This window comes from Streptomyces xanthii (assembly GCF_014621695.1).
GTDB classification, from domain to species: Bacteria; Actinomycetota; Actinomycetes; order Streptomycetales; family Streptomycetaceae; genus Streptomyces; species Streptomyces xanthii.
The window spans coordinates 3015084-3039693 of sequence record NZ_CP061281.1 but is presented as its reverse complement, the minus strand read 5'-3'; the positions used below and the strand labels follow the sequence as shown (position 1 = coordinate 3039693).

The 24610-nt window shown below is 72.5% G+C and carries 21 protein-coding genes and 1 riboswitch; of the genes, 12 read left to right on the top strand and 9 right to left on the bottom strand.

The features are described 5' to 3' along the window. Positions 1–64: 64 nt before the first annotated feature. Positions 65–1111: a helix-turn-helix domain-containing protein gene (locus IAG42_RS13635; RefSeq protein ID WP_188337289.1), complete on the top strand. Its 1047-nt coding sequence runs from the start codon at positions 65–67 to the stop codon at positions 1109–1111. A gap of 377 nt (positions 1112–1488) precedes the next feature. Then, positions 1489–2481: a malate dehydrogenase gene (locus IAG42_RS13630; RefSeq protein WP_188337288.1), complete on the top strand. Its 993-nt coding sequence runs from the start codon at positions 1489–1491 to the stop codon at positions 2479–2481. 169 nt (positions 2482–2650) lie between these two features. On the opposite strand, the gene IAG42_RS13625 is transcribed toward IAG42_RS13630, so the two are convergent. Further along, positions 2651–3709, bottom strand: coding sequence for an alpha/beta hydrolase family protein (locus IAG42_RS13625; protein ID WP_188337287.1), 1059 nt, complete (start codon positions 3707–3709; stop codon positions 2651–2653). Between the two features lie 77 nt (positions 3710–3786). Further along, a complete protein-coding gene (locus IAG42_RS13620) occupies positions 3787–4716 on the bottom strand; it encodes a zinc-binding dehydrogenase (RefSeq protein ID WP_188337286.1) in 930 nt (309 codons plus the stop codon). An 88-nt stretch (positions 4717–4804) separates the two neighbouring features. Between IAG42_RS13620 and IAG42_RS13615 the strand changes: the two genes are divergently transcribed. Then, a complete protein-coding gene (locus IAG42_RS13615) occupies positions 4805–5776 on the top strand; it encodes a LysR family transcriptional regulator (protein ID WP_223205983.1) in 972 nt (323 codons plus the stop codon). Here IAG42_RS13615 and IAG42_RS13610 read toward each other — a convergent pair. Then, positions 5767–6699 (bottom strand): hypothetical protein, encoded by a 933-nt coding sequence (locus IAG42_RS13610; protein ID WP_188337284.1) that lies wholly within the window; start codon positions 6697–6699, stop codon positions 5767–5769. The genes IAG42_RS13615 and IAG42_RS13610 overlap by 10 nt on opposite strands. A gap of 232 nt (positions 6700–6931) precedes the next feature. Between IAG42_RS13610 and IAG42_RS13605 the strand changes: the two genes are divergently transcribed. The 5 genes from IAG42_RS13605 to IAG42_RS13585 all read left to right on the top strand — a co-directional run bounded on the left by IAG42_RS13605 (position 6932) and on the right by IAG42_RS13585 (position 14406). Beyond that, positions 6932–8434 (top strand): aldehyde dehydrogenase family protein, encoded by a 1503-nt coding sequence (locus tag IAG42_RS13605; protein WP_223205982.1) that lies wholly within the window; start codon positions 6932–6934, stop codon positions 8432–8434. 103 nt (positions 8435–8537) lie between these two features. Beyond that, positions 8538–10100, top strand: a complete 1563-nt coding sequence (locus IAG42_RS13600; RefSeq protein WP_188337282.1) for a GMC family oxidoreductase — start codon at positions 8538–8540, stop codon at positions 10098–10100. Continuing rightward, complete coding sequence (locus IAG42_RS13595; RefSeq protein ID WP_223205981.1) at positions 10100–11395, top strand: quaternary amine ABC transporter ATP-binding protein; 1296 nt, start codon at positions 10100–10102, stop codon at positions 11393–11395. Before IAG42_RS13600 ends, IAG42_RS13595 begins: the two co-directional genes overlap by 1 nt. Then, on the top strand, positions 11395–13362 hold the full coding sequence (locus tag IAG42_RS13590; protein ID WP_188337281.1) for an ABC transporter permease: 1968 nt from the start codon (positions 11395–11397) through the stop codon (positions 13360–13362). Before IAG42_RS13595 ends, IAG42_RS13590 begins: the two co-directional genes overlap by 1 nt. Before the next feature lie 159 nt (positions 13363–13521). Continuing rightward, positions 13522–14406: an ABC transporter substrate-binding protein gene (locus IAG42_RS13585; protein ID WP_223206397.1), complete on the top strand. Its 885-nt coding sequence runs from the start codon at positions 13522–13524 to the stop codon at positions 14404–14406. A gap of 232 nt (positions 14407–14638) precedes the next feature. On the opposite strand, the gene IAG42_RS13580 is transcribed toward IAG42_RS13585, so the two are convergent. Genes IAG42_RS13580 through IAG42_RS13570 form a run of 3 tightly spaced genes read right to left on the bottom strand, consistent with a single transcriptional unit; the run spans position 14639 to position 16436 of the window. Next, positions 14639–15415 (bottom strand): isocitrate lyase/PEP mutase family protein, encoded by a 777-nt coding sequence (locus IAG42_RS13580; RefSeq protein WP_188337279.1) that lies wholly within the window; start codon positions 15413–15415, stop codon positions 14639–14641. Further along, positions 15412–15861 carry a carboxymuconolactone decarboxylase family protein gene (locus IAG42_RS13575; protein WP_188337278.1) on the bottom strand — a complete coding sequence of 150 codons (450 nt, stop codon included), beginning with the start codon at positions 15859–15861 and terminating at the stop codon, positions 15412–15414. Before IAG42_RS13575 ends, IAG42_RS13580 begins: the two co-directional genes overlap by 4 nt. Further along, a complete protein-coding gene (locus tag IAG42_RS13570) occupies positions 15858–16436 on the bottom strand; it encodes a carboxymuconolactone decarboxylase family protein (RefSeq protein WP_223205980.1) in 579 nt (192 codons plus the stop codon). Before IAG42_RS13570 ends, IAG42_RS13575 begins: the two co-directional genes overlap by 4 nt. Before the next feature lie 46 nt (positions 16437–16482). Here IAG42_RS13570 and pdxR point away from each other — a divergent pair, with 46 nt between their 5' ends. Continuing rightward, entirely contained in the window at positions 16483–18000 is a 1518-nt protein-coding gene (gene pdxR / locus IAG42_RS13565; protein WP_188337277.1) for a MocR-like pyridoxine biosynthesis transcription factor PdxR, read from the top strand. Between the two features lie 83 nt (positions 18001–18083). On the opposite strand, the gene IAG42_RS13560 is transcribed toward pdxR, so the two are convergent. Beyond that, positions 18084–18935 carry a DMT family protein gene (locus tag IAG42_RS13560; RefSeq protein ID WP_188341363.1) on the bottom strand — a complete coding sequence of 284 codons (852 nt, stop codon included), beginning with the start codon at positions 18933–18935 and terminating at the stop codon, positions 18084–18086. 203 nt (positions 18936–19138) lie between these two features. Between IAG42_RS13560 and IAG42_RS13555 the strand changes: the two genes are divergently transcribed. Further along, positions 19139–19516: a hypothetical protein gene (locus IAG42_RS13555; protein ID WP_188337276.1), complete on the top strand. Its 378-nt coding sequence runs from the start codon at positions 19139–19141 to the stop codon at positions 19514–19516. Positions 19517–19523: 7 nt separating this feature from the next. Continuing rightward, a complete protein-coding gene (locus IAG42_RS13550) occupies positions 19524–20723 on the top strand; it encodes a glutathionylspermidine synthase family protein (protein ID WP_188337275.1) in 1200 nt (399 codons plus the stop codon). A 109-nt stretch (positions 20724–20832) separates the two neighbouring features. Here IAG42_RS13550 and rocD read toward each other — a convergent pair whose 3' ends face one another. Further along, positions 20833–22065, bottom strand: a complete 1233-nt coding sequence (gene rocD, locus IAG42_RS13545; protein ID WP_317453364.1) for an ornithine--oxo-acid transaminase — start codon at positions 22063–22065, stop codon at positions 20833–20835. Positions 22066–22204: 139 nt separating this feature from the next. Continuing rightward, a riboswitch (ZMP/ZTP riboswitch) is annotated at positions 22205–22291 on the top strand. A gap of 28 nt (positions 22292–22319) precedes the next feature. On the opposite strand from rocD, the gene IAG42_RS13540 reads away from it, so the two are divergent. Next, positions 22320–23762, top strand: coding sequence for a glycine hydroxymethyltransferase (locus IAG42_RS13540; RefSeq protein ID WP_188337274.1), 1443 nt, complete (start codon positions 22320–22322; stop codon positions 23760–23762). 109 nt (positions 23763–23871) lie between these two features. On the opposite strand, the gene IAG42_RS13535 is transcribed toward IAG42_RS13540, so the two are convergent. Further along, positions 23872–24597: a hypothetical protein gene (locus tag IAG42_RS13535; RefSeq protein WP_188337273.1), complete on the bottom strand. Its 726-nt coding sequence runs from the start codon at positions 24595–24597 to the stop codon at positions 23872–23874. Between the last annotated feature and the right edge of the window lie 13 nt (positions 24598–24610).

Below are 24610 nucleotides of genomic sequence, written 5' to 3'. Positions count from 1 at the left end.
GGGCCGAAGCGTTGGCGCGGCGCGGGGGAATCAGGCACGTAACGGGGGGAATAGGGGGAAGGCAATGCCTCGTTGGAAGGCGCTACCGGACGAACTCGATCCGCAGGTCAAGGAGTTCGCCAGCCAATTGCGCCGGCTGGTCGACCGCAGCGGGCTCGGGATCGCCGCGCTGTCGGACCGCACGGGCTACAGCAAGACCTCGTGGGAGCGGTATCTGAACGGGCGGCTGCTCCCGCCGAAGGGCGCGATCGTCGCGCTCGCCGAGGTCACGGGCACCAATCCGATGCACCTGACCACCATGTGGGAGCTCGCCGAGCGTGCCTGGAGCCGCTCCGAGATGCGCCACGACATGACCATGGAGGCGATACGCATCTCCCAGGCCCGCGCGGCCCTGGGAGAGTTCGGGGGTGACGCGCCGGGCGGTCGTGCGGCCCAGGGCGGCGGCCGGGGCGGCAGCGCCACCGCGGCCCGGCCCACCGGCGTCGCGGGCCCGGCGGGCGTCTCGCCGGCCATGGGCTCCCGCAGCGACGGCTTCGGCCCCTCCGCGCAGCCCGCGGCCCCGGCCGCGCCCGGCGGTGGGGGCCGCCGCGGCAACGGCAACGGGAACGGGAAGGGCGGCGGGGGCGGCCGGCGCGGGATCACGATGGTGCTCGCGGGCGTCGTCGGCGTGGCGCTCGTCGCCGCCCTCGCCTACGTGCTGTTCAACGGCGGCGACAAGGGCGACCAGGCCGACGAGCCGACGCCCACTCCGACGACCAGCGCGCCGAAGCTGCCCGCGGGCGTCGAGTGCGTGGGGGACAGCTGCACCGGCAAGGACCCGGAGGCCATGGGCTGCGGCGGCGACCTCGCGGCCAACGGGGCGGAGATCAGGTCCGGCACGACCGTCGTCCAGGTCCGCTACAGCAAGACGTGCAAGGCGGCCTGGGCCCGCGTCCAGGGGGCGGCCCCCGGGGACAGCGTGGTCCTGCAGTCCGGCACCGAGTCCTCGAAGAAGGGCCTGGTCGGCAAGGCCGACACGGACGCGTACACGCCGATGCTGGCCGTCGGATCGGCCGCCGACGCCAAGGCCTGCGCGACCCTCGCCACCGGCAAGACGGTCTGCACGCAGTAGCTCCGCGCTCCGCCACGGGTCACCCGGTCGGGCCAGCGCGCCGAGGCGATGCGCGGGCGATGTGCGAGTGGTTCGCGGGCGATGCGCGGGCGATGCGCATGGGGGGGCGCCTTCGGGGAAGGCGCGCAGTACCCCCACGGGACCGGTCACTCGAGTGGCACCCCCACGGCGGCCGCCGGCCCGGCACATCCGGGCCGGCGGCCGCTTCGGTGTGAACAGGTCTGCGGTCCGTGACTCGCAGGAGTGCACTACGGTGCGGCTGTGGGCTGAGCCACACGAACCGGTAGGTCCGCCCGGGTTGGGGCGCGATAGCCTGACGGGCGGATCTCTTGATGTAGAGAGATCGATCAAAACCCCGCTGTCCTACGGAGAACGCCATGACCCGCACTCCTGTGAACGTCACCGTCACCGGCGCCGCCGGCCAGATCGGCTACGCACTGCTCTTCCGCATCGCCTCTGGCCACCTGCTCGGCGCGGACGTGCCGGTCAAGCTGCGCCTCCTCGAGATCCCGCAGGGCGTCAAGGCCGCCGAGGGCACCGCCATGGAGCTCGACGACTGCGCCTTCCCGCTGCTCAAGGGCATCGACATCTTCGACGACCCGAACCAGGGCTTCGAGGGCGCCAACGTGGCCCTCCTCGTCGGCGCGCGCCCGCGCACCAAGGGCATGGAGCGCGGCGACCTGCTGGCCGCCAACGGTGGCATCTTCAAGCCGCAGGGCAAGGCCATCAACGACCACGCCGCGGACGACATCAAGGTCCTCGTCGTCGGCAACCCGGCCAACACCAACGCCCTGATCGCCCAGGCCGCCGCCCCGGACGTACCGGCCGAGCGCTTCACCGCGATGACCCGCCTGGACCACAACCGCGCGCTGACGCAGCTGGCCCAGAAGACCGGCGCGTCGGTCGAGGACATCAAGCGCCTCACCATCTGGGGCAACCACTCCGCCACCCAGTACCCGGACATCTTCCAGGCGTCCGTCGCGGGCAAGCCGGCCATCGAGGCCATCGGCGGCGACGAGAAGTGGCTGGCCGACGAGTTCATCCCGACCGTCGCCAAGCGCGGCGCCGCGATCATCGAGGCCCGCGGCGCGTCCTCGGCCGCCTCGGCCGCGAACGCCGCGATCGACCACGTGCACACCTGGGTCAACGGCACCGCCGAGGGCGACTGGACCTCCATGGGTATCCCGTCGGACGGCTCCTACGGCGTCCCGGAGGGCCTGATCTCCTCGTTCCCCGTCACCACCAAGGACGGCAAGTACGAGATCGTCCAGGGCCTGGACATCAACGAGTTCTCGCGGGCGCGGATCGACGCGTCGGTGAAGGAGCTGGCGGAGGAGCGCGACGCGGTCCGCGAGCTTGGCCTGATCTGATCCCGAGCCTCACGCAGCGGGTTCACCCACCCGCGGCGAGTCTTCCCGACTCGCCGCGGGTGGTTCCGTTTTGGGGCGGGTGCGGGTCCGGTGGGGGCTGGTCGCGCAGTTCCCCGCGCCCCTGAAATGCATGCCCTTCGGGCGCATTCCCCCACCGGCCGGCACCCGCCTACGAGACGGCACCCCGCAGACGCTCCGCGATCCAGTCCCCCACCACCGGCAGCCACCGCTCCCGCACATTGCCGAGCAGATGATCCCCGCCCGGCACCGACAGGTACTCCCCGTACGGCGCCGCCGCGGCGAGCCCCGCCCCGTTCTCGACCCCGGGGATCACATCGTCCGCACCGTCGACCACGAGCAGCGGCACCCCGATCCGCTTCGCCGCCTCCCGGAGATCGACCCGGGCCACGAACTCCCGCCCGGCCCGCTCCGAACCGCTCCGCAGCGCCAGCGTCTCCCGCACGAACGGCACCGTGTCGTCCCACCCCGTCAGCCGGTACGGCCCGCTGACCGTGACCGCCGCCCCGATGCGCGGTTCGTGCGCGGCGCTCCAAGCCGCGTAGTAGCCCCCGAGGCTGAGCCCGACGACGGCGATCGGGACCGGGCCGCCCAGCCGGGCGTGCAGGGCGTCGACGACCCGTGCCATGACGTGGTGGTAGTCCGCGTCCACGGTGGTCGTCGCCGCCCGCACCCCCTGGCCCGGCCCGTCCATCGCGAAGACCGCGACCCCGCGCGCGAGCAGCGCGTCCGCCAGGTCGTGGAACTCCTCCTTGGACGAGTCGAGTCCCGGGACCACGACGGCCACGCCCCGCCCCGCGTGCGCGATCCCGCGCAGCCGGCCCGCGTAGGAGTCGTCCTCGACGCGTACGGCGTCCGGTTCGAGGAGGGCGAGCGCGCGGTCCATCGCCCGGTCCGCCTGCCGCGCGGCGTGCGCCGCCTCCTCGCGGTCGGGGTGCGGGAGCAGCACGGCGCAGTGGAACCAGCGGGCCGCCCGCCGGTACGCCTCCCCGGCCGAGCGCACCGCGCCGCTCGCCTCGAACCGCTCCCCGTCCGCGAGCTGCCGGCGCCCCTCGCCGATGAAGGCGCCGGGCCAGTCCATGAGGTCGGTGAGCCGGCTCGTGACGCGTTCGTACGCGTACGGGTCCAGGCCCGCGCCGTACGTCCGGGAGCGGTTCTGGGCGATGAAGTCGGCGAGGACGCCGGGCTGGCGGAAGAAGGGGGTCGGCATGGGTGCTCCGGATCTCGGCTCGGGTGTCTCGGGTGTCTCGGGGGTGCTTACGGTGCTCAGGGGTGTCTTCGACGGGGTCAGGAGAGGGTGAGGACGGCGTTGCCGCGGATGCGGCGCTCCCGCAGGTCGACGAGCGTGGCGGCGGTGTCGGCCCAGTCCGTGACCCGGCCCAGCTCCGGGTGGAGCCGGCCGCCCGCGACGAGCCGTACCAGCGCGGCGAGGTCGTCGGCGAACGACTCGGGGAAGTCCATGTAGTGGAAGTGGCGCAGCGTCGCGGACTCGGGGCCCTTGAAGAAGGCGAAGAAGTCGAGCGTGACCGGGGTGCGGGAAGCCTGGCCGAACCAGATCAGCGTGCCGCCGCGGCGCAGGCGCGCGAGGGAGGCCGGCAGCGCGCCGCCCCCCGTCGACTCCAGGACCAGGTCGTACGGGCCCGTCGCCGCGGCCACGTCGTGGACGACCTGTTCCGCGCCCAACTCCAGGAGCCGCGCCCCGCGTTCGGGCGATCCGGTGACCGCGGTCAGGCGGGCCCCGGCGGCCGCCGCCAGTTCGGTGACGTAGTGCCCGACCCCGCCCGAGGCGCCGGTCAGCAGAACGCGGCGGCCGCCCACCGGGCCCGCCGCCCGCAGCAGCCGCAGCGCGGTCAGCCCGGCGAGGGGGAGGGCCGCCGCCCGCACGGAGTCCACGCCGTCGGGGAGCGCGGCGAGCGCCGACGTCGGCACCGCGGCGTACTCGGCCCAGCCGGCGCTCATCGGATGCCCGACGACGCGCCGCCCCGCCTCCGGCCCGCTGCCGTCGGCGGCCTGCTGCACGACGAGCCCGGCGACGTCCTTGCCGGGCAGCCAACTGGCCCCGGACTCCTCCAGCTTGAAGGTCTCGCCCCGGTTCACGGAGTACGCCTCGACCTTGATCAGCGCCTCGTCGGGGCGCGGCCGGGGCTGCGGGCGCTCGGCGAGGACGACGTGCGGTGCGCCCGTGTGGGCCCGGCCGGTGGGTGCGTAGGCTCTCATGGGACCAGTGGACCCGGGGCGGGGCAGGACGGTCCAACAACCGTTGAGCGGGGGCGACAACCGGTGGTTGTTCCGTAGGGTGCCGGGTGTGAACGGTGTGGAGCGCGGCCCCGAACCCGAGTACGACCCGGACCTCGATCTCGCGCAGGTGCGGGCCTTCGCCGCCGTCGCCGACGAGCGGCACTTCGGGCGGGCCGCCGGACGGCTCGGGATCACCCAGCAGGCCCTGTCCAAGCGGGTCGCCCGGCTGGAGGGCGTCCTCGGGGTCCGGCTCTTCGAGCGGGGAGCCCAGGGGGTGGCGCCCACCGCCGAGGGCGCCCGGTTCCTCGAACCCGCCCGGCGGCTCCTCGAAGCGGGCCGCGCCGCCGTCGAGGCCGCGCGCGGCGCCCCGCCCGGCCCGCTGCGCCTCGACGTCTGGGGGCATCTGTACGCACCCCTGCGCTCCGTCGCCGCGATGACCGAGGCCGCGCCCGGGCTCCGGGTGGAAGCGGGGGCGGGCCGGGACTACCCGTCCGTCGCCGAGGCGTTGGCGCGCGGCGACATCGACGCGGGCTTCGGCCGCGTGCACGCCCTGCCCGACGCGGGGCTGGTCCGGCGGCTGGTGCGGCTCGAACCCGTCGACGCCGTGCTCAGCGCCCGGCACCCGCTCGCCGCCTCCGACGCCCTCCGCCCCGTCGACCTGCGCCCGTACGTGCTGCGCTATCCCGCCGAGACCGTACGGCTCGACTTCCTGACCCGGTTCGCCGACCGGTTCGGCATCGAGGCGCGGCAGGGCGGGCCCAACCTCGGCCTCGACGCCTTCCTAGGCCGACTCCGCGAAGAGCCCCGCCAGTTCACCCTCTTCCCGGCCGACGTCCCGCTGCCCCGCGACCCGGGCCTGCGCGTCGTCCCGCTCGTCGAACCGACCCCGCTGTACGCCTGGTCCCTGGTGTGGCCCGCCGGGCGCGAGCACCCGGCGATCTCCGAACTGCTGCGGGCCTGCGCCGACTTGGCGGGCCGGCGCCGGTGGCTGGACCACGACCCCGCGCGGGACTGGCTGCCGGACCTCGATCAGCCCTGACCCTTCGCCTTCCCGAGCCGGGAGACCTCGACCGTGTCCGACGCCTGCGGCTGCGTCACCCGCACCGGCGCGCCCTGATCCGCGTACCGCGTCGTGAGGTCGGTGCGCCCGCCGGTGCGGGTGTGCTCGATCAGGCGCGGGGTGCCGCTCGCGGTGACGTACAAGGTGACGTGCGTCCCGCTGCCGTCCGTGCTCGTCCCGGTGAGGGGGACGACGCGGACGCCGTGCAGGGTGCGGGCCCCGCCCCGCTCCGTGATCGTCTCGTCCCGCGCGTCCGCGCGGAGCTGCGCGTGCAGGGCGTCCAGGTCGCACACGCTCGCGAGGTCCTTCAGCGTCGGGTCGGAGGCGGGGCCGGTGACGTAGCGGCCGTCGATCCGCTCGGCCAGGGCCCGGCCCGCGGCGCCGGGCACCCGGGCCCGCCACAGCGCGGCGTCCATCCGCAGCCACACCCGGTCGTCGCGGCGCAGGACGGAGGCCGAGCCGCGGGCACCGAACGTGACGGCGCCGCTGCAGTCGCCCTCCCGGTCCAGGGACAGATCCATCGCCGACGGAGCGGAACGGCCGGCACCCTCGGAACGGTCCGTGACGGTCACGTGCAGTGACGGGGCCGTCAGCAGATTCCGCCGGGCCTGCGCGGCGAGCGCGCCCGGTGCCGTGGCGCGGGGTGTGGAGGCGGCCGCCTTCGCGTCGCGGTCACCCTCCGTGCCGTCGCCGCCACCGCCCGAGCGTGCGGTGGCGGCCAGCAGCGCGGCCGTGACCACGGCCAGGACCACGACCCAGGCCTGACCTGCCTTTCCCGCCTTCTCCGCGCCGGGCGCCTTCCCCTGTCCCTTGCCCTGAGTCTTCCCTTGGGCCTTGCCTCGGGTCTTGGCTCCGGTCTTCTTCTGCGCCTTTCCGCGGGCCTTCTTCTGCTGCGTCTTCATGCGCGCCGTCTTCAGTTGCGTACCCCTCCGGACAGAACGTTCCTCAGGGTACGTTTCGCCGCTTTCGGCGACGCGCGCGGTGACACAGCGCACTTTTGGCCATGGGTTGCGCATGCTTTGCCCACCCCCGGGCAGGGGCTTCCGACATCACCGCGGAGTGCGACTTCAGTGCGTACGAACGACCTGCGCGGTGCTGGGGGGAACTGATCTGGAACGGAAGGCGAAGCAGGACGTGTCAGCACAACACACCATCCATGTCGGCGGAGAATGGCGCGGCGCCGCCTCAGGGGCGACCCGCGAGATCCTCGACCCGGCGGATGCCAAGCCCTTCGCCGTGATCGCCGAAGGCGGCACCGAGGACGCGGACGCCGCGATCGAGGCCGCCCGCCGGGCCTTCGACGAGGGCCCCTGGCCGCACACCCCGGTCGCCGAGCGCGCCGCGCTGCTGCGCCGCACCGCCGACCTCCTCGTCCGCGACCGCGAGAAGATCGGCCTCCTGGAGAGCCGCGACGCGGGCAAGACCGTCGAGGAGGGCCGGATCGACGTCGACTGCGTCGCCGACGCCTTCCGCTACTTCGCCGACCTCGTCGTCGGCGAGGGCGCGGGCCGGGTCGTCGACGCCGGGTCCGACGAGATCCACAGCGTCGTCGTGCACGAGCCCGTCGGCGTCTGCTCGATGATCACCCCCTGGAACTACCCGCTGCTCCAGGCCAGCTGGAAGATCGCCCCGGCGCTCGCCGCGGGCAACACCTTCGTCATCAAGCCGAGCGAGATCACGCCGCTGACCACGGTCGTCCTCGTCGAGCTGCTGATCGAGGCGGGACTGCCCGAGGGCGTCGCCAACATCGTCACCGGCCCCGGCGCCACCGTCGGCGCCCGTCTGTCCGACCACCCCGGCGTCGACCTCGTCTCCTTCACCGGCGGCCTGGTCAGCGGCACCAAGGTCGCCCAGGCCGCGGCCGCCGACGTCAAGAAGGTCGCCCTGGAGCTCGGCGGCAAGAACCCCAACGTGGTCTTCGCCGACGCCTGCGAGACCGAGGACGGCTTCGACACCGCCGTCGACCAGGCGCTCAACGCCGCGTTCATCCACAGCGGCCAGGTCTGCTCCGCCGGCGCCCGCCTCATCGTCGAGGAGTCGGTCCGCGAGCGCTTCGTCACCGAACTCGCCCGCCGCGCCGGGAAGATCCGTCTCGGCCGCGGCACCGAGGACGGCGTCGAGTGCGGCCCCCTCGTCAGCGAGCAGCAGCGCGACAAGACCGAGTCCTACGTGGCCTCCGCCCTCGCCGAGGGCGCCGTGCTGCGCAGCGGAGGCAAGCGCCCCGAGCCCTCCGAGGTCCGGCCCGCGACCGGCTGGTTCTACGAGCCGACCGTGCTCGACCAGTGCCACCGCGAGATGCGGGTCGTGCGCGAGGAGACCTTCGGCCCGATCCTCACCGTGGAGACCTTCCGCACTGAGGACGAGGCCGTCGCCCTCGCCAACGACACCGAGTACGGGCTGGCCGGCGCCGTCTGGACCGCCGACGCGGGCCGCGCCCGCCGGGTCGCCGGCCGGCTCCGCCACGGCACCGTCTGGATCAACGACTTCCACCCCTACCTCCCGCAGGCGGAGTGGGGCGGATTCGGCAAGAGCGGCGTCGGGCGTGAACTCGGCCCCGCCGGACTCGCCGAGTACCGCGAGACCAAGCACGTGTACCAGAACCTGGCGCCCAAGCCGGTGCGGTGGTTCGCGGGCTGATCCCGGCCCCCGCTCTCGCCGGGGGCGCCGCGCGGCGCCCCCGGCCCTGAACGACGTACGTCCTCATTACGCGCAGAACCTTGCAGCGCCTAGGAGTTGAAGCATGTCTGAGAAGCCCGAACAGTCCGTGTACGACTACGTCGTGGTCGGTGGTGGCACCGCCGGATCGGTGATCGCCTCCCGCCTCACCGAGGACCCCGGCGTGAGTGTCGCCGTCATCGAGGGCGGCCCCAGCGACATCGACCGCGACGACGTGCTGACCCTGCGCCGCTGGCTCGGCCTGCTCGGCGGAGACCTCGACTACGGCTACACCACGACCGAGCAGCCGCGCGGTAACTCGCACATCCTCCACAGCCGCGCCAAGGTGCTCGGCGGCTGCTCGTCGCACAACACCCTCATCTCCTTCAAGCCGCTGCCCGGCGACTGGGACGAGTGGGCCGCGGCCGGCGCCGAGGGCTGGGACCACAAGGCGATGGACCCGTACTTCACGAAGCTGCGCAACAACATCGTCCCCGTCGACGAGAAGGACCGGAACGCCATCGCCCGCGACTTCGTCGACGCGGCGCGGGCGGCGACCGGCGTACCGCGCGTCGAGGGCTTCAACAAGGGCCCGTTCAAGGACGGCGTCGGCTTCTTCGACCTCGCCTACCACCCCGAGAACAACAAGCGGTCCTCCGCCTCGGTGGCCTACCTCCACCCCCACATGGAGGCCGGCGACCGCCCCAACCTCACGCTGCTCCTCGAGACCTGGGCCTACAAGCTGGAGTTCGACGCCCCGTCGGCCTCGGGCGAGGGCCCCACCGCGCGCGGCGTGCGCGTGCGCGACAAGGACGGCGTCGAGACCCTGATATCCGCGCGGCACGAGGTCGTCGTCTGCGCCGGCGCCGTCGACACCCCGCGCCTGCTCATGCACTCGGGCATCGGCCCCAAGGCCGACCTGGAGAAGCTCGGCATCCCGGTCCTGCACGACCTGCCCGGCGTCGGCGAGAACCTGCTCGACCACCCGGAGTCGGTCATCGTCTGGGAGACGAACGGGCCGATCCCCGACAACAGCGCCATGGACAGCGACGCCGGACTCTTCATCCAGCGCGACCCGGACGCATCCGGCCCCGACCTGATGTTCCACTTCTACCAAATCCCGTTCACGGACAACCCGGAACGCCTCGGCTACGAGAAGCCCGAGCACGGGGTGTCCATGACGCCGAACATCCCCAAGCCGCGCAGCCGCGGCCGCGTCTACCTCACCAGCGCGGACCCCGAGGTCAAGCCCGCCCTCGACTTCCGGTACTTCACCGACGAGGACGACTACGACGGCCGCACCCTCGTCGACGGCATCAGGATCGCGCGCGAGATCGCGAAGACCGAACCGCTCGCCGGCTGGCTCAAGCGCGAGGTCTGCCCCGGCCCGGACGTCACCGGTGACGAGGAACTCAGCGAGTACGCCCGCAAGGTCGCCCACACCGTCTACCACCCCGCCGGCACCTGCCGCATGGGTGCCGCGGACGACCGACTCGCCGTCGTCGACCCCGAGTTGAAGATCCGCGGCCTGCAGTCCATCCGTATCGCCGACGCGTCCGTCTTCCCGACGATGCCCGCGGTGAACCCGATGATCGGAGTTCTCATGGTCGGGGAGAAGTGCGCCGAGCTGATGGGTGGTGGTGCCTGATGAACACGCAGACCATCGTCAAGGACCCCGCCCCCCGCGACAACGACGGACAGTCCGCGCAGCCGGACTCCGTCTTCGCCGTCCGCAACCTGTGGAAGGTCTTCGGACCCAAGCCCGAACGCGTCCCCGGCGACGCCGAACTCGCCGGCCTCGACGCCGCCGCGCTGCGCTCCCGCACCGGCTGCACCGCCGCCGTCCGCGACGTCTCCTTCGACGTGAAGCGCGGCGAGGTCTTCGTCGTCATGGGCCTGTCCGGCTCCGGCAAGTCCACCCTCGTCCGCTGCCTGACCCGGCTCATCGAGCCCACCTCCGGCAGCCTGTCCATCGACGGCGAGGACGTCCTCGCCATGGACAAGCAGCGGCTGCGCGCACTGCGCCGGCACCGCGCCGCCATGGTCTTCCAGCACTTCGGCCTGCTGCCGCACCGCACCGTCCTCGACAACGTCGCCTACGGCCTGGAGATCCAGGGCGTCTCCCGTGCCGAACGCCGGGCCAAGGCCGCCGAGGTCGTCGCCAAGGTCGGCCTCGAAGGACTCGAATCGCGCCGCCCCGGGCAGCTCTCGGGCGGCCAGCAGCAGCGCGTGGGCCTCGCCCGCGCCCTCGCCGTCGACCCCGAAGTCCTGCTGTTCGACGAGCCGTTCAGCGCGCTCGACCCGCTGATCCGGCGCGACATGCAGGAGGAGGTCGTGCGCCTGCACCGCGAGGAGGGCCGCACGATGGTCTTCATCACGCACGACCTCAACGAGGCGCTGCGCCTCGGCGACCGCATCGCCCTCATGCGCGACGGCCGCATCGTCCAGCTCGGCACCCCCGAGGAGATCGTCGGCGCCCCCGCCGACGACTACGTCCGCGAGTTCGTCCGCGACGTGCCGCGCGAGCAGGTCATGACCGTGCGCCGGGCGATGCGCCCCGCGGACAGCGACGAGGCCGGGCGCGGCCCCGCCATCGCCCCCGACGCGACCGTCTCCGAGGCCATCGAGGCCGTCGCCCGCTCCGGCTTCGCCGTGCGCGTGATGGACGAGGGGCGCTGTGTCGGAGTCGTCGACCACGAGCGGCTCATCGACGTCGTCGCCGGCACGGATTCCGCCCCGGCGGGGACCGGCTCCGAGGCGGGTTCCGACTTTGGAGCCGGGTCTGGCTCCGGCTCCGTCGGTGGTTCGGGTTCGGGTTCGGGCTCCGGCTCCAAGGCCGACTCCGACTCCGGTACCGACTCCGGCTCCGCCCACGAGACTTCCTCCGAGGTGGGTGACCGGGCCACGACGGGCCGGGCCCCCGAGGGCGAGGAGGCGGTCTGATGGCAGCCGCCGTGACCACCGCCCCGTTCGAGAAGACCGGGGCGGGTCCCCTCGCGGGCCTGCGACGCCACCGCGCCCTCGGCAAGCTCCTGCTGCTCGCCGTCGTCGCGGCCGTCCTCGTACCGCTCGCGCACGCCCAGTGGTCCAGCGGCAGCTGGCCCCACGCCCTCACGGTCGACTTCTCCCAGCCGCTGACCGACGCCAGCACCTGGATCCTCGACCACCGCGACAGCCACCCGCTGTTCCTCTACTTCTTCGGCCACATCAGCAACGCGGTCATCGTCTCCGTACGCGCCGTCTACCTGGTGCTGCTCGCCGCCGGCTGGGCCGGAGTGACGGCCGCCGCCGGGCTCGTCGCCTGGCGCGTCGCCGGCCTCCGGCTCGCCGCCGTCGCCGTTGCCGCGTTCCTGATCTGCGGCGTCCTCGGCATGTGGGTGCCGACCATGCAGACCCTCGCGCTGATGGTCGTCGCGGTCCTCGTCTCGGTGATCCTCGGCGCCCTGCTCGGCCTCGCCGCAGGCCTGAGCGACACCATGCACCGCGCCCTGCGCCCGGTCCTCGACACGATGCAGGTGCTTCCTGCCTACGCGTACCTGCTGCCCGTCGTCCTGATCTTCGGCATGGGCGTCCCCGCCGCGGTCCTCGCCACCGTCGTCTACGCCGCCCCGCCCATGGCCCGCCTCACCGCGCTCGGCCTGCGCTCCGCCGACGGCGGCGTCATGGAGGCCGTCGCCTCGCTCGGCGCCACCGCCCGCCAGCGGCTGCTCACCGCGCGCCTCCCGCTGGCCCGCAAGGAACTCCTGCTCGGCCTCAACCAGACGATCATGATGGCCCTCTCCATGGCCGTCATCGCCTCCGTCATCGGCGCGGGCGGCCTCGGCGACCGCGTCTACCAGGCGCTCGCCTCCGTCGACGTCGGCGCCGCACTCGCCGCCGGCATCCCGATCGTCCTGCTCGCCGTCGTCCTCGACCGCGTCACCGGCGCGGCCGGCGAACGTCTCGGCGCGGACGAACACGCCCCGGCCCCCTGGAAGTGGGGCGTCGTCGCGGCCGGCACCGTTCTCGTCGCGCTCGCCTCCCGCTTCGCCGACCGGCTCGACTGGCCCGACTCCTGGGTCGTGGGCATCGCCGCCCCCGTCAACGACGCCGTCGACTGGATGACCGACCACCTCTACAGCGGCGTCCCCTACATCGGCGGCACCGCCGACTGGGCCGCCCACTTCACCACCTGGATCCTCGACCCGCTCCGCTCGGGCCTGACCTGGCTGCCCTGGTGGTCCGTCCTGCTGATCGTCGCCGCGCTCGCCTGGCTCATCGGCACCTGGCGCACCGCCCTGACCGCCGTGCTCGCCATGGCCGCGATCGGCGTCCTCGGCGTCTGGAAGCCCTCGCTCGACACCCTGTCCCAGGTCCTCGCCGCCGTCGCGGTGACCCTGGTCCTCGGCTTCGCCATCGGCATCGCCGCGGCCCGCAGCTCCCGCCTCGAAGGCCTTCTGCGGCCCGTCCTCGACGTCTTCCAGACCCTCCCGCAGTTCGTCTACCTCATCCCGGTCGTCGCCCTCTTCGGCGTCGGCCGCGCCCCCGCGGTCGCCGCGGCCGTCGTCTACGCGCTGCCCGCCGTCGTCCGCATCACCACCCAGGGCCTGCGCCAGGTCGACCCCGCCGCGATGGAATCGGCCCGCTCCATGGGCGCCACCACCGGCCAGCAACTGCGCCAGGTCCAGCTCCCGCTCGCCCGCCCGGCCCTGCTGCTCGCCGTCAACCAGGGCGTCGTCCTGGTCCTCGCCGTCGTCATCATCGGCGGCCTCGTCGGCGGCGGCGCCCTCGGCTACGACGTGATCGCGGGCCTCGCCCGGGGTGAACTCGCCACCGGCCTCGTGGCCGGCGCGGCGATCGTCTGCCTCGGCCTCATGCTCGACCGCGTCACCCAGCCGACGGAACGCCGCTCCACCGGAAAGGGGGCCTGAACCATGCGAGGCCCTTTCAGCAACCGCCCCTTCAGTAGCCGTCCCTCCAACAACCGACTCTTCGGCAACCGACTCTTCAGCACGCGCCGTCGCAGGACGCTGGCGGCCGTCGCCGGGGCCGGTGCCCTGCTGGTGGTCACCGGCTGTGGCGCCGCCGACATGACCAAGCAGTCCTCCCCGTACGCCAATGCCCACGGCGCCAAGACGGTGACCCTCTCCGTCCAGTCCTGGGTCGGCGCCCAGGCCAACGTCGCCGTCGCCCAGTACCTCCTGGAGCACGAACTCGGCTACCGCGTCGACACCGTCCAGGTCGACGAGATCCCCGCCTGGGACGCCCTCAGCCAGGGCCGCGTCGACGCGATCCTGGAGGACTGGGGCCACCCCGACCAGGAGGCCCGCTACGTCAAGGACAAGAAGACGATCGTGAACGGCGGCGACCTCGGCGTCACCGGACACATCGGCTGGTTCGTCCCGACGTACTTCGCCAAGCAGCACCCCGACGTCACGAACTGGAAGAACCTCAACAAGTACGCCTCCCAGCTGAAGACCGCCGAGAGCGGCGGCAAGGGCCAGCTCCTGGACGGCTCCCCGTCCTACGTCACCAACGACAAGGCGCTGGTCAAGAACCTGAAGCTGAACTACCAGGTCGTCTTCTCCGGCTCCGAAGCCGCTCAGATCACCCAGATCAAGCAGTTCGCCAAGCAGAAGAAGCCCTTCCTGACCTACTGGTACCAGCCGCAGTGGCTCTTCAAGAAGGTGCCCATGACGGAAGTGAAGCTGCCGCCGTACAAGGACGGCTGCGACGCCGACCCGGACGCGATCACCTGCGCCTACCCGAAGACGCCGCTGCAGAAGTACCTCAACGCCGACTTCTCCAAGGACGGCGGCAAGGCCGCGGCCCTCCTGAAGAACTTCCGCTGGACGACGGAGGACCAGAACGAGGTCTCCCTCATGATCGCCGAGCAGAAGCTCACCCCGGAGCAGGCCGCCAAGAAGTGGGTCGACCGCCACCGCTCCACGTGGCAGGCCTGGCTCCCCAAGTAACCCCACATCCGGACCAACTCCCCGCCCCCCGAGGCGTGGCCGCCCCACCGACGGGGCAGGTTCCTCATTGCCGGGTGCCCCTCCTGACGGGGGCACCCGGCGCCATCTTTCCTCCCGGGGCATCTCGTCCATCGGGAGCGACGTTGGGTGCGGCGCTGGGAGCGCCACCGGGAGCGGCGCCCGTACTGGTGCCGACACCCAACCGGCACCGGCATTGGTGCCAATGTGCCGCTCAGCGGAGCTGGTCCGCGATCTCCCGCAGCGCCGCGGTCGCCCTGCGCTGCAGGCCCGGCCCGAACGTGATCCGCGTCGCCCCCAACTCGCCCCACTCCCGCAGCGAAGGCCCACCCGGCGGCGCCCCCACGTTCACCGGCCCCTCGATCCCGGCCCGCAGCCGCGGCAGCACCTCGGCCGGCGCACCGATCGGATACACGCAGTCCGCCCCGGCATCGACGTACAGGCGGGCCCGCTCGATGGCCTCCCCGACCGGATCCGCCGCACCCCGGATGAACGTGTCGATGCGCGCGTTCAGCACGACCTCCTCACCGGCCACCGCCCGCACCTCGGCCAGCCAGTCCGCGTGCCGCGCCGCGTCCTTGAGCCCCGTACCCGCCCGGCCACCGGCACCGGCACCGGCAGCAGCACCAGCCCCGGAACCACTGTCCGCCGGCTCCGATTCCTCCAGGTTGCAGCCGACCGCCCCCGTCGCGAGCAGCCGCTCCACCAGCTCCTTCGGGGCCATCCCGTACCCGCCCTCGATGTCCGCCGACACCGGGACCGACACCGACCGCACGATCCGGGCCACCGCCGCGAACATCTCCTCCGCCGGCGTCCGCCCGTCCTCGTACCCGAGCGACGCCGCGACCCCCGCGCTCGGCGTCGCCAGGGCAGGGAACCCCGCTTCCTCGAAGACCCGCGCACTGGCCGCGTCCCACGGTCCGGGCAGCACGAGCGGATCGGCGGGGGAGCGCCCGTGATGCAGCGCGCGGAACGTCTCGACGGCACTCACCAGGCCGGCCCTCCAGGCTCGATACGCCGGCTGACCATCAGCCGGTTCCAACTGTTGATGACCGTGATCACCCCGAGAAGATGCGCGAGTTCGGCCTCGTCGAAATACTTCGCGGCCTGCTCGAACACGTCGTCCGGCACGAACCCGTCCGTCAGCACCGTCACCGCCTCGGTCAGCGCCAGCGCCGCCCGCTCCCGCTCGCTGTAGAGCTCGCCGGCCTCCCGCCACGCGTTCAGCAACGCGATCCGCTCGGCCCCCTCCCCGTTCTTCTCCACCGCGACATCGACGTGCATGTCCAGGCAGAACGCGCACGCGTTGATCTGCGACGCCCGGATCATCACCAACTCGGCGAGCACGGGATCCCCGAGCCCCTTCTTCGCCGCCGCCCCCAAAGCCACCATCGCGTCCCGCACCTGTGGCGCCAACACGGTGGTGCGAGCCGTCACTTGGCGGCCGCCGGCTTGTAGTGCCCCGCGACCATCCGCGTCGACACCCCGAACCGGTTCCAGGCGTTGATCGTCGTGATCGCCGCGATCAACTGCGCCAGCTCCTCCTCCCCGTACAGCCGCGCCGCCTCCTCGTACACGTCGTCCGGCACGAACCCGTCCGTCAGCACCGTGATCGCCTCCGTCAGCGCGAGCGCCGCCACCTCCTTCGCCGTGTAGAAGTGCTTCGACTCCTCCCACGCACTGAGCTGCACGATCCGCTCCACGCTCTCCCCGGCGGCCAGCGCGTCCTTGCTGTGCATGTCGACACAGAACGCGCAGTGGTTGATCTGCGACGCCCGGATCTTGACCAGCTCGTACGTCACCGGATCCAGCCCCTTACGGGCTGCCGCGTCCAGCCGGACCATCGCCTTGTAGACCTCCGGCGCATGCCGCGCCCAGTCCAGCCGCGGGCTGTGCTCGTGCACCAGGGCGCGACCCGCCCCCGCGTCGGCCCCGCCGCCACCGTCCCGCGCCGCACCGCTCTCGCCGGCCTCGTTCATCCCGTTCACCTGGTCCGTCTCGCTCGTGGTCATGCCACGACCCTACGAACGCATTAGCCCAGGGGTATGGTCCATTTCCATGGAGGATTCCTGGGCCACTTCGGCCTCCCGGCAGGCACTCGGCATCGACCTGCACATCGAGCCCACGGGCTCCGGCCTGCGCCGCGGCCTCACCGACGCGCTCCGCGAAGCCGTCCGCAGCGGCCGCCTCGCCCCCGGCACCCGCCTGCCGTCCTCCCGCACCCTCGCCGTCGACCTCGGCATCGCCCGCAACACCGTCGCCGACTCCTACGCCGACCTTGTGGCCGAAGGCTGGCTCACCGCCCGCCAGGGCTCCGGCACCCGCGTCGCCGAACGCCCCGTGGAAGCCCCCCGCCCACCCCGCGCCCCCGCCCGCCGCACCACGGGCTCCCCGCGCCACAACCTCGACCCCGGCAGCCCCGACCTCGCCTCCTTCCCCCGCGCCGAATGGCTCAAGGCGGCCCGCCGCGCCCTGACCGCCGCCCCGAACGACGCCCTCGGCTACGGCGACCCCCGCGGCCGCCCCGAACTCCGCAGCGCCCTCGCCGGCTACCTCGCCCGCGCCCGCGGCGTCCACGCCGACCCCGACCGCATCGTCATCTGCGCCGGCTTCGTCCACGGCCTACGGCTCCTCGGCGAGGTCCTCCACCGTCGGGGCGTCCGGGACGTCGCCGTGGAGAGCTACGGCCTCGACGCCCACTGGGACATCCTCACCCGCACGTCCCTCCGCACCCACCCCCTCCCACTGGACGAACTCGGCACGAACACCGTCGAGTTGGATGCCCACCCCGTTCTTCCCTCTCCCACCCGCCACGCCCCCACCCCCGCGCCTGCCGGCACCCCGGCCCCCTCCCGGCGCTCCACCTCCCCCTCGCTCCTCCCGGCCGTGGGTGCGGTTCTGCTGACTCCCGCCCACCAGTTCCCCATCGGCGTCCCCCTCCACCCGGACCGGCGTGCCGCCGTCGTCGACTGGGCCCGCCGCACCGGCGCTCTGATCCTCGAGGACGACTACGACGGCGAGTTCCGCTACGACCGGCAGCCCGTCGGCGCCCTCCAAGGCCTGGACCCCGACCGCGTCGTCTACCTCGGCACCGCGAGCAAGTCCCTGGCCCCGGGCCTGCGCCTCGGCTGGATGGTGCTGCCCGAGTCCGTCGCCCAGGAGGTCGCCGACGCGAAGGGCCCCAGCGACTGGTCCTGCGGCGTCCTCGACCAGCTCACCCTCGCCGAGTTCCTGAACTCCGGTGCCTACGACCGCCACCTGCGCAGCGCCCGCCTCCGCTATCGCCGCCGCCGCGACCAACTCGTCGAAGCCCTCGCGGAACGCGCGCCCACCGTCCACGCCACCGGAATCGCCGCCGGCCTCCACGCCGTCCTCCAACTTCCGCCCGGAACCGAACAGTCCGTGGTCCGTGCCGCCGCCTGGCAGAGCCTCGGCGTCACCGGTCTCTCCACCTACCGCCACCCCCACGCCGCCCCGTCCGTACCTCGCCCCGACGCCCTGGTGGTCGGCTACGGAACCCCCGCCGACCACGCCTGGTCCGGTGCCCTCGACGCCCTGTGCAGGGTGCTGCCGTAGACGCCGGACCCAGCACCAGGCCAGGCCTAAGCCGGAGCCGGAGCCGGCGCTGGACTGGAGCCGGGCAACCGAGGCGGCAGCGCTCAGTCCCTCACCCGCACCGGATCCACCTCCTCGACTCCCGGCGCCTCCCCGAACCGCGCCAGCGCGAGCGCCCCTGCCACCGCCACCACGAACCCCGTCACCGCCAGCCACTCCAGCCCGGGCCGCGTCCGATCGCCCAGCCACACCACACCCACCAACGCGGGCCCCACCGTCTCCCCGACGACCATCCCGGCCGTGGCCACCGTCACCGAGCCCCGCTGGAGCGCCGACGTCAGCAGCAGGAAGGCCGCACCCCCGCCCACCAGCAGCGCATACAGCGCCGGATTGGTCAGCAATGCTCCCGGCGACAGTTCATCGATGAGCCGCACGCTCACCTCGACCACCCCGAACCCGAAGCCCGCCCCCAATCCCAACGCGAGCGCCCGCCCCCGCCCCGGCAGCCGGCCCGCCACCGCCCCGAGCCCCAGAACGCCCACCGCCACCCCGAGCATGGCGAACCGCAGCGCGTCCGAACCGGCCTGATCGCCCTCCGCACCCGACGCCAGACCCAACATCGCGAGCCCCGCGCACACGGCCCCGACCGCACCCCACTCCGCCCCGCTCAACCGCACCCGCAGCAACCGGGCCGCCACGACGGCCGTGACGGCCAAGCTCGCGGCCAGCGCCGCGCCGACGGCGTAGATGGGCAGCGACCGCAGCGCCACGACCTGCAGCACGAACCCGAGGCCGTCGAGGGCGAGTCCCGCCAGATACCGCCACTGCCGCAACGCCCGTACCAGGAGCGCCGGATCGACTCCCGACCCCGTCCCCGGTGCCGTGGCCTGCGCCGCCATCGCCTGAAGCACGGACGCTGTCCCGAAGCACAACGCGGAACCCAGCGCACAAATCATTCCAATAGGCACGGAGCGACCCTAGAGGAACGATGCGGACCCCACCCTCGGAGCCATGGTGCGGACCACCGACGTGTTCTTCTACGCTGGCCGCCGACAATCACCGACCGTGGCGAACTGGGCCGTGAATTCAGTGCGCCGCATCATGCGGGCGCCGGCCTTCCGCACTCGGACGGCGCCGGTGGAACGGGGGAGCTCAACCAATGGCGGAGAACAGACGACGACTGCGGTCCAGCACGGTCGTGCTCGGCGGCATGGGCGTGCTCGCGACAGCCCTGACCTCGTGCGGATCCGAGCCGGACCGGCGCTGCGTCGACCGCGACAGCTACGACGTGGTCAACGGCTACAAGGTCGTCAGCGACCAGTACTGCAAGTCCGGTTCGAGCTCGGCCGGCAAGGGGCGCAAGACCGGAACGGGCGGCAGCGCTAGCGGCACCAGCCGCGGCAGCCGGGTCGACGGCGACTGGTACTACGACGCCGACGTCAGCGGCCGGTACGCCGACTACGGCACCTTCAGCCGCAGCGAGGCCGTCGACCGGGGAGGCTTCGGCTGCTCGGGCTCCGGCTCCGGAGGCGGCTGATCCCACCATGGAACGCCACACGATAGAACCCCGCGACGGTTGGCAGCAGACCGTCGAGGAGCAGGGGCTCATCTACCCCCTGACCCGCTACCCGGACGACTCCCTGCGCCCGTACTGGGACGAGAGCGCCTACTACGCGTTCTCGTTGCCCGAGGTCGAGGCGCTGGAGGAGGTCGTCGAAGAACTCCACGAGATGTCCCTGGCCGCGGCCGAGCACCTCGTCAGCCAGGACCGCCTCGCCGACCTCGGCATCACGGACCCCCGCCTGGCCGACCTGGTCCGCGAGTCCTGGCGCCGGCGCGACGAACTGCCCTCCGTCTACGGGCGGTTCGACCTCCACTACGACAGTCGCACCGGGGCCCCGGCGAAACTGCTGGAGTACAACGCCGACACCCCCACCTCCCTCATCGAGGCCGCGGGCCCGCAGTGGTTCTGGATGGAGGAACGCTTCCCGGGCGCCGACCAGTGGAACTCCCTTCACGAACGACTCGTCGACGCCTGGAAGAAGCAGGCCGCACTGCTCCCGCCCGGCAGCCCCCTGTACTTCGCGCACTCCGCCGCCGATGAACTCGGCGAGGACCTCATGACCGTGGCGTACCTCCGGGAGACCGCCGAACAGGCCGGCCTGGACACGGAAGCGATCTCCGTCGAGGACATCGGCTGGGACCGGCTGTCACGCCGCTTCGTGGACAAGAAGCTCCGCTTCATCCGCAGCTGCTTCAAGCTCTACCCCTGGGAGTGGCTCACCACGGACCGGTTCGCCCCGCACGTCCTCGACACGCTCGACAACGGCGGCGGCACCGGCACCACCCTCTGGATCGAACCCGCCTGGAAGATGCTCCTCTCCAACAAGGCACTCCTCGCCGTGCTCTGGGAACTCTTCCCCGGCCACCCGAACCTTCTGCCGGCCTACCTGGACGGGCCCCGAGAACTCGCCGACACCACCGGCTACGTGACCAAGCCGCTCCTCGGGCGCGAAGGAGCGGGCGTCACCCTCCACGAAGCGGGCGCACAGGATCCGGCTCCAAAGTCACGCGACGAGGCCTGCTGCTACCAGGAGCTGATGCCTCTGCCCGACTTCGACGGCAACCGTGTCGTCCTCGGCGCCTGGGTCGTCGAGAACGAAGCGGCCGGCCTCGGAATCCGTGAGTCCGCGGGCCTGGTCACGGACGAGTACGCCCGCTTCCTGCCCCACGTCATCCTCTAGCCGCCGACCGGACCGGAGGGGCTCGCCGGCCCGCCCGACGCGAGGGCGGGCCGGGACTTCTGCACTCTTCAGTTGTCAAGGAACGACGGATATCTCCGGGCGCCGCCGATCACGCGCCGAGTACCGCACGGAGCTGGTCGAGCCCCCAGTCCAGGTCCTCCTTACTGATCACCAGGGGCGGGGCGATCCGGATCGTGGAGCCGTGGGTGTCCTTCACCAGGACGCCCCGGTCCATCAACTTCTCCGAGATCTCCCGGCCCGTACCGTGCGACGGATCGATGTCGACACCCGCCCAGAGCCCGCGCCCGCGCACCTGCGCCACCTTGCCCGCCCCGGCCAGCAGGCCCAGCACCGCGTGCAGGTGGTCCCCGAGTTCCGCGGCCCGCTTCTGGAACTCCCCGGTCCGCAGCATCGCGATCACCTCCAGCGCGACCGCGCAGGCCAGCGGATTCCCGCCGAACGTCGATCCGTGCTCGCCCGGCCGGAAGACACCCAGCACCTCCTCGCTCGACACGACCGCCGACACCGGGACCACACCGCCGCCGAGCGCCTTGCCCAGCACGTAGACGTCGGGCACCACGCCCTCGTGCTCACAGGCGAACGTCCGGCCCGTGCGACCCAGCCCGGACTGGATCTCGTCCGCCATGAACAGCACGTTCCGCTCGCGCGTCAGCTCCCGGACCCCGGTGAGATAGCCGGGCGGTGGGACCAGGACGCCGGCCTCCCCCTGGATCGGCTCCAGCAGCACCGCCACGGTGTCCTCCGTCACCGCGTCCCGCAGAGCCGCCAGATCCCCGTAGGGCACGATGTCGAACCCCGGCGTGTACGGACCGAAGTCGGCCCGCGCCTCCGGATCCGTGGAGAAGCTGACGATCGTCGTCGTCCGCCCGTGGAAGTTGTCGCTCGCGACCACGATCCGGGCCCGGCCGTCCGGCACGCCCTTCACCCGGTACCCCCACTTGCGGGCGGTCTTCACCGCCGTCTCGACCGCCTCCGCCCCCGTGTTCATCGGCAGCACCATCTCCATGCCGCACAGCTCGGCGAGCTCCGTGCAGAACTCCGCGAACCGGTCGTGATGGAACGCCCGGGAGGTCAGCGTGACCCGCTCCAGCTGGGCCTTCGCCGCCTCGATCAGCCGGCGGTTCCCGTGCCCGAAATTGAGCGCCGAGTATCCGGCGAGCATGTCGAGGTAGCGGCGCCCCTCGACATCCGTCATCCAGGCCCCGTCCGCCGTGGCGACGACGACCGGCAGCGGGTGGTAGTTGTGCGCGCTGTGGGCGTCCGAGGAGCTGATGTAGCTCTCCGTGGCGGCCCGCGCGTCTTCAGCGGGGGGAGGAGTCACAGAAGTCACGGGATCTCCGTTCTGACGGCACTGAAAGCCTTTCGGCTGATACGGCGCGAGACGGGTGCGTGGCCCCTTCCTATCGTCGCTCGCATGGTGGACGTGGAAACCTCGCGCGGCGGCGAGCCCGGTACTGTGATCCCAGGGCCGTGACTGGCGCGCTGGGATGGGACCGACCATCGGGGAGCGGCTCGGGAACGATGTGCCGTGCGCCTGGGCCGAACCGTGAACCGACCGCGTCCGGAGGCAGCCCGATGACTGATCTGACCCCTGAATCCACCGCATACCGCGCCGCTCTCGACGTCATCCGGGGCGTGGAGCCCCGTGTCGCCGACGCCATCGGCCAGGAGCTCACCGACCAGCGCGAGATGCTCAAGCTGATCGCCTCCGAGAACTACGCGTCCCCGGCCACGCTGCTGACCATGGGCAACTGGTTCAGCGACAAGTACGCCGAGGGCACCGTCGGCCGCCGCTTCTACGCCGGCTGCCGCAATGTCGACACGGTGGAGTCCCTCGCCGCCGAGCACGCCCGTGAGCTCTTCGGCGCCCAGCACGCCTACGTCCAGCCGCACTCCGGCATCGACGCCAACCTCGTCGCCTTCTGGGCCGTGCTCGCCGACCGTGTCGAGGCGCCCTTCCTGGCGAAGACAGGCGTCCGCCAGATCAACGACCTGACCGACGCCGACTGGGCCGAGCTGCGCCAGGCCTTCGGCAACCAGCGCATGCTCGGCATGTCCCTGGACGCGGGCGGCCACCTCACCCACGGCTTCCGCCCCAACATCTCCGGCAAGATGTTCGACCAGCGCTCCTACGGCACCGACCCGGCCACCGGCCTGATCGACTACGAGGCGCTGCGCGCACAGGCCCGCGAGTTCAAGCCGCTGATCATCGTCGCCGGCTACTCGGCCTACCCCCGCCTGGTGAACTTCCGCATCATGCGGGAGATCGCGGACGAGGTCGGCGCCACGCTGATGGTCGACATGGCGCACTTCGCCGGCCTCGTCGCCGGAAAGGTACTCACCGGCGACTTCGACCCGGTGCCGCACGCCCAGATCGTCACGACCACCACCCACAAGTCGCTGCGCGGCCCGCGCGGCGGCATGGTGCTCTGCGACGACTCCCTCAAGGACCAGGTCGACCGAGGCTGCCCGATGGTCCTCGGCGGCCCCCTGCCCCACGTCATGGCCGCCAAGGCCGTCGCTCTGGCCGAGGCCCGGCGCCCCGAGTTCCGCACCTACGCCCAGGCCGTCGTCGACAACGCCCGAGCCCTCGCCGAAGGCCTCACCCGCCGCGGCGCCACCCTGGTCACCGGCGGCACGGACAATCACCTGAATCTGATCGATGTCGCCACCTCCTACGGTCTGACCGGCCGCCAGGCCGAGTCCGCGCTCCTTGACTCCGGCATCGTCACCAACCGCAACGCCATCCCGGCCGACCCGAACGGCGCCTGGTACACCTCCGGCATCCGCATCGGCACGCCCGCCCTGACCACCCGCGGTCTGGGCACCGCCGAGATGGACGAGATCGCCGCCCTGATGGACCGCGTCCTGGCGGCGGCAGAGCCCGGCACCACCAGCAAGGGCACCCAGTCCAAGGCCCAGCACGTCCTGGACGCCAAGATCTCCGACGAGGTGGCCCACCGGGCCGCCGACCTGCTCGCAGGCTTCCCGCTCTACCCGACCGTCGACCTCACCTGATCCCGGTTCCGGTGCACCGGGCTCCCTCCGGCCGGTCCGGAGACGGGCTCGGTGCACCGGGACGTCGGCACTCCTGAGCAGCGGGCCGGCCCGGCAGGGAACGCCAGCTTCATATGTCCCGCAGCTCCTGACGCGGGCCGTGCTCTCTGCGCCGGCGCACCTCCGCCACCCTGCTGGGCAAGCCGGAGACCAGAGGCCGCAGCAGCAGCCCCAACGCGGCACCGGCCAGCACGCCGGGCACCACCCACCACCAGCCGACTGCCACTGCGTCGGGCGCCGATCCGGCGGCCTGGGCCGGAGTACTCGTCGCCGGGTGGTCAGGCTTCGCCATCGTGCGATTGCGGGACGGCTCGGCAGCAGGCGCGACGGGGTCCTTGCCGCCCGGCGACCGTTTCCCCATGACCCCGAGCTCGTGCATCAGAGACCGCAGCTCTGCGGGCTTGTCAGCGGTGTGCCAGATCCCGGTCAACCCGTTCATGTCGGTCGACGTGTGGATCCAGACCTCCTTGCTGCCCGGCGTGTCCGGATAGACGCGGTCCACGCGCCACGGCTGTGTGTCGTGGAGCAGCCACGTCACATTGAGCTGCCTGCCGGTACCGACCCCCAGGCCCGGCGGTAACGCCCCTTTGGTCTCACCCGGCTCCCCGAGCAGCCGGGCCAGCCGCTCGTAGTCCTTGTCGCTGAAATAGAGCGACGCGCTTTCCTTGCTCTCGGGTGACACGACCAGGACGCTCGTCGGCCCGCCCGCCGAGGCCTGAGCCGTGCCCCACAGCACCAGTCCCAGCGCGGCCGCCAGCGCTGTGAACAGGGCGGCCAGATTCCGTACCGCACGCATACGATCCCCCCAG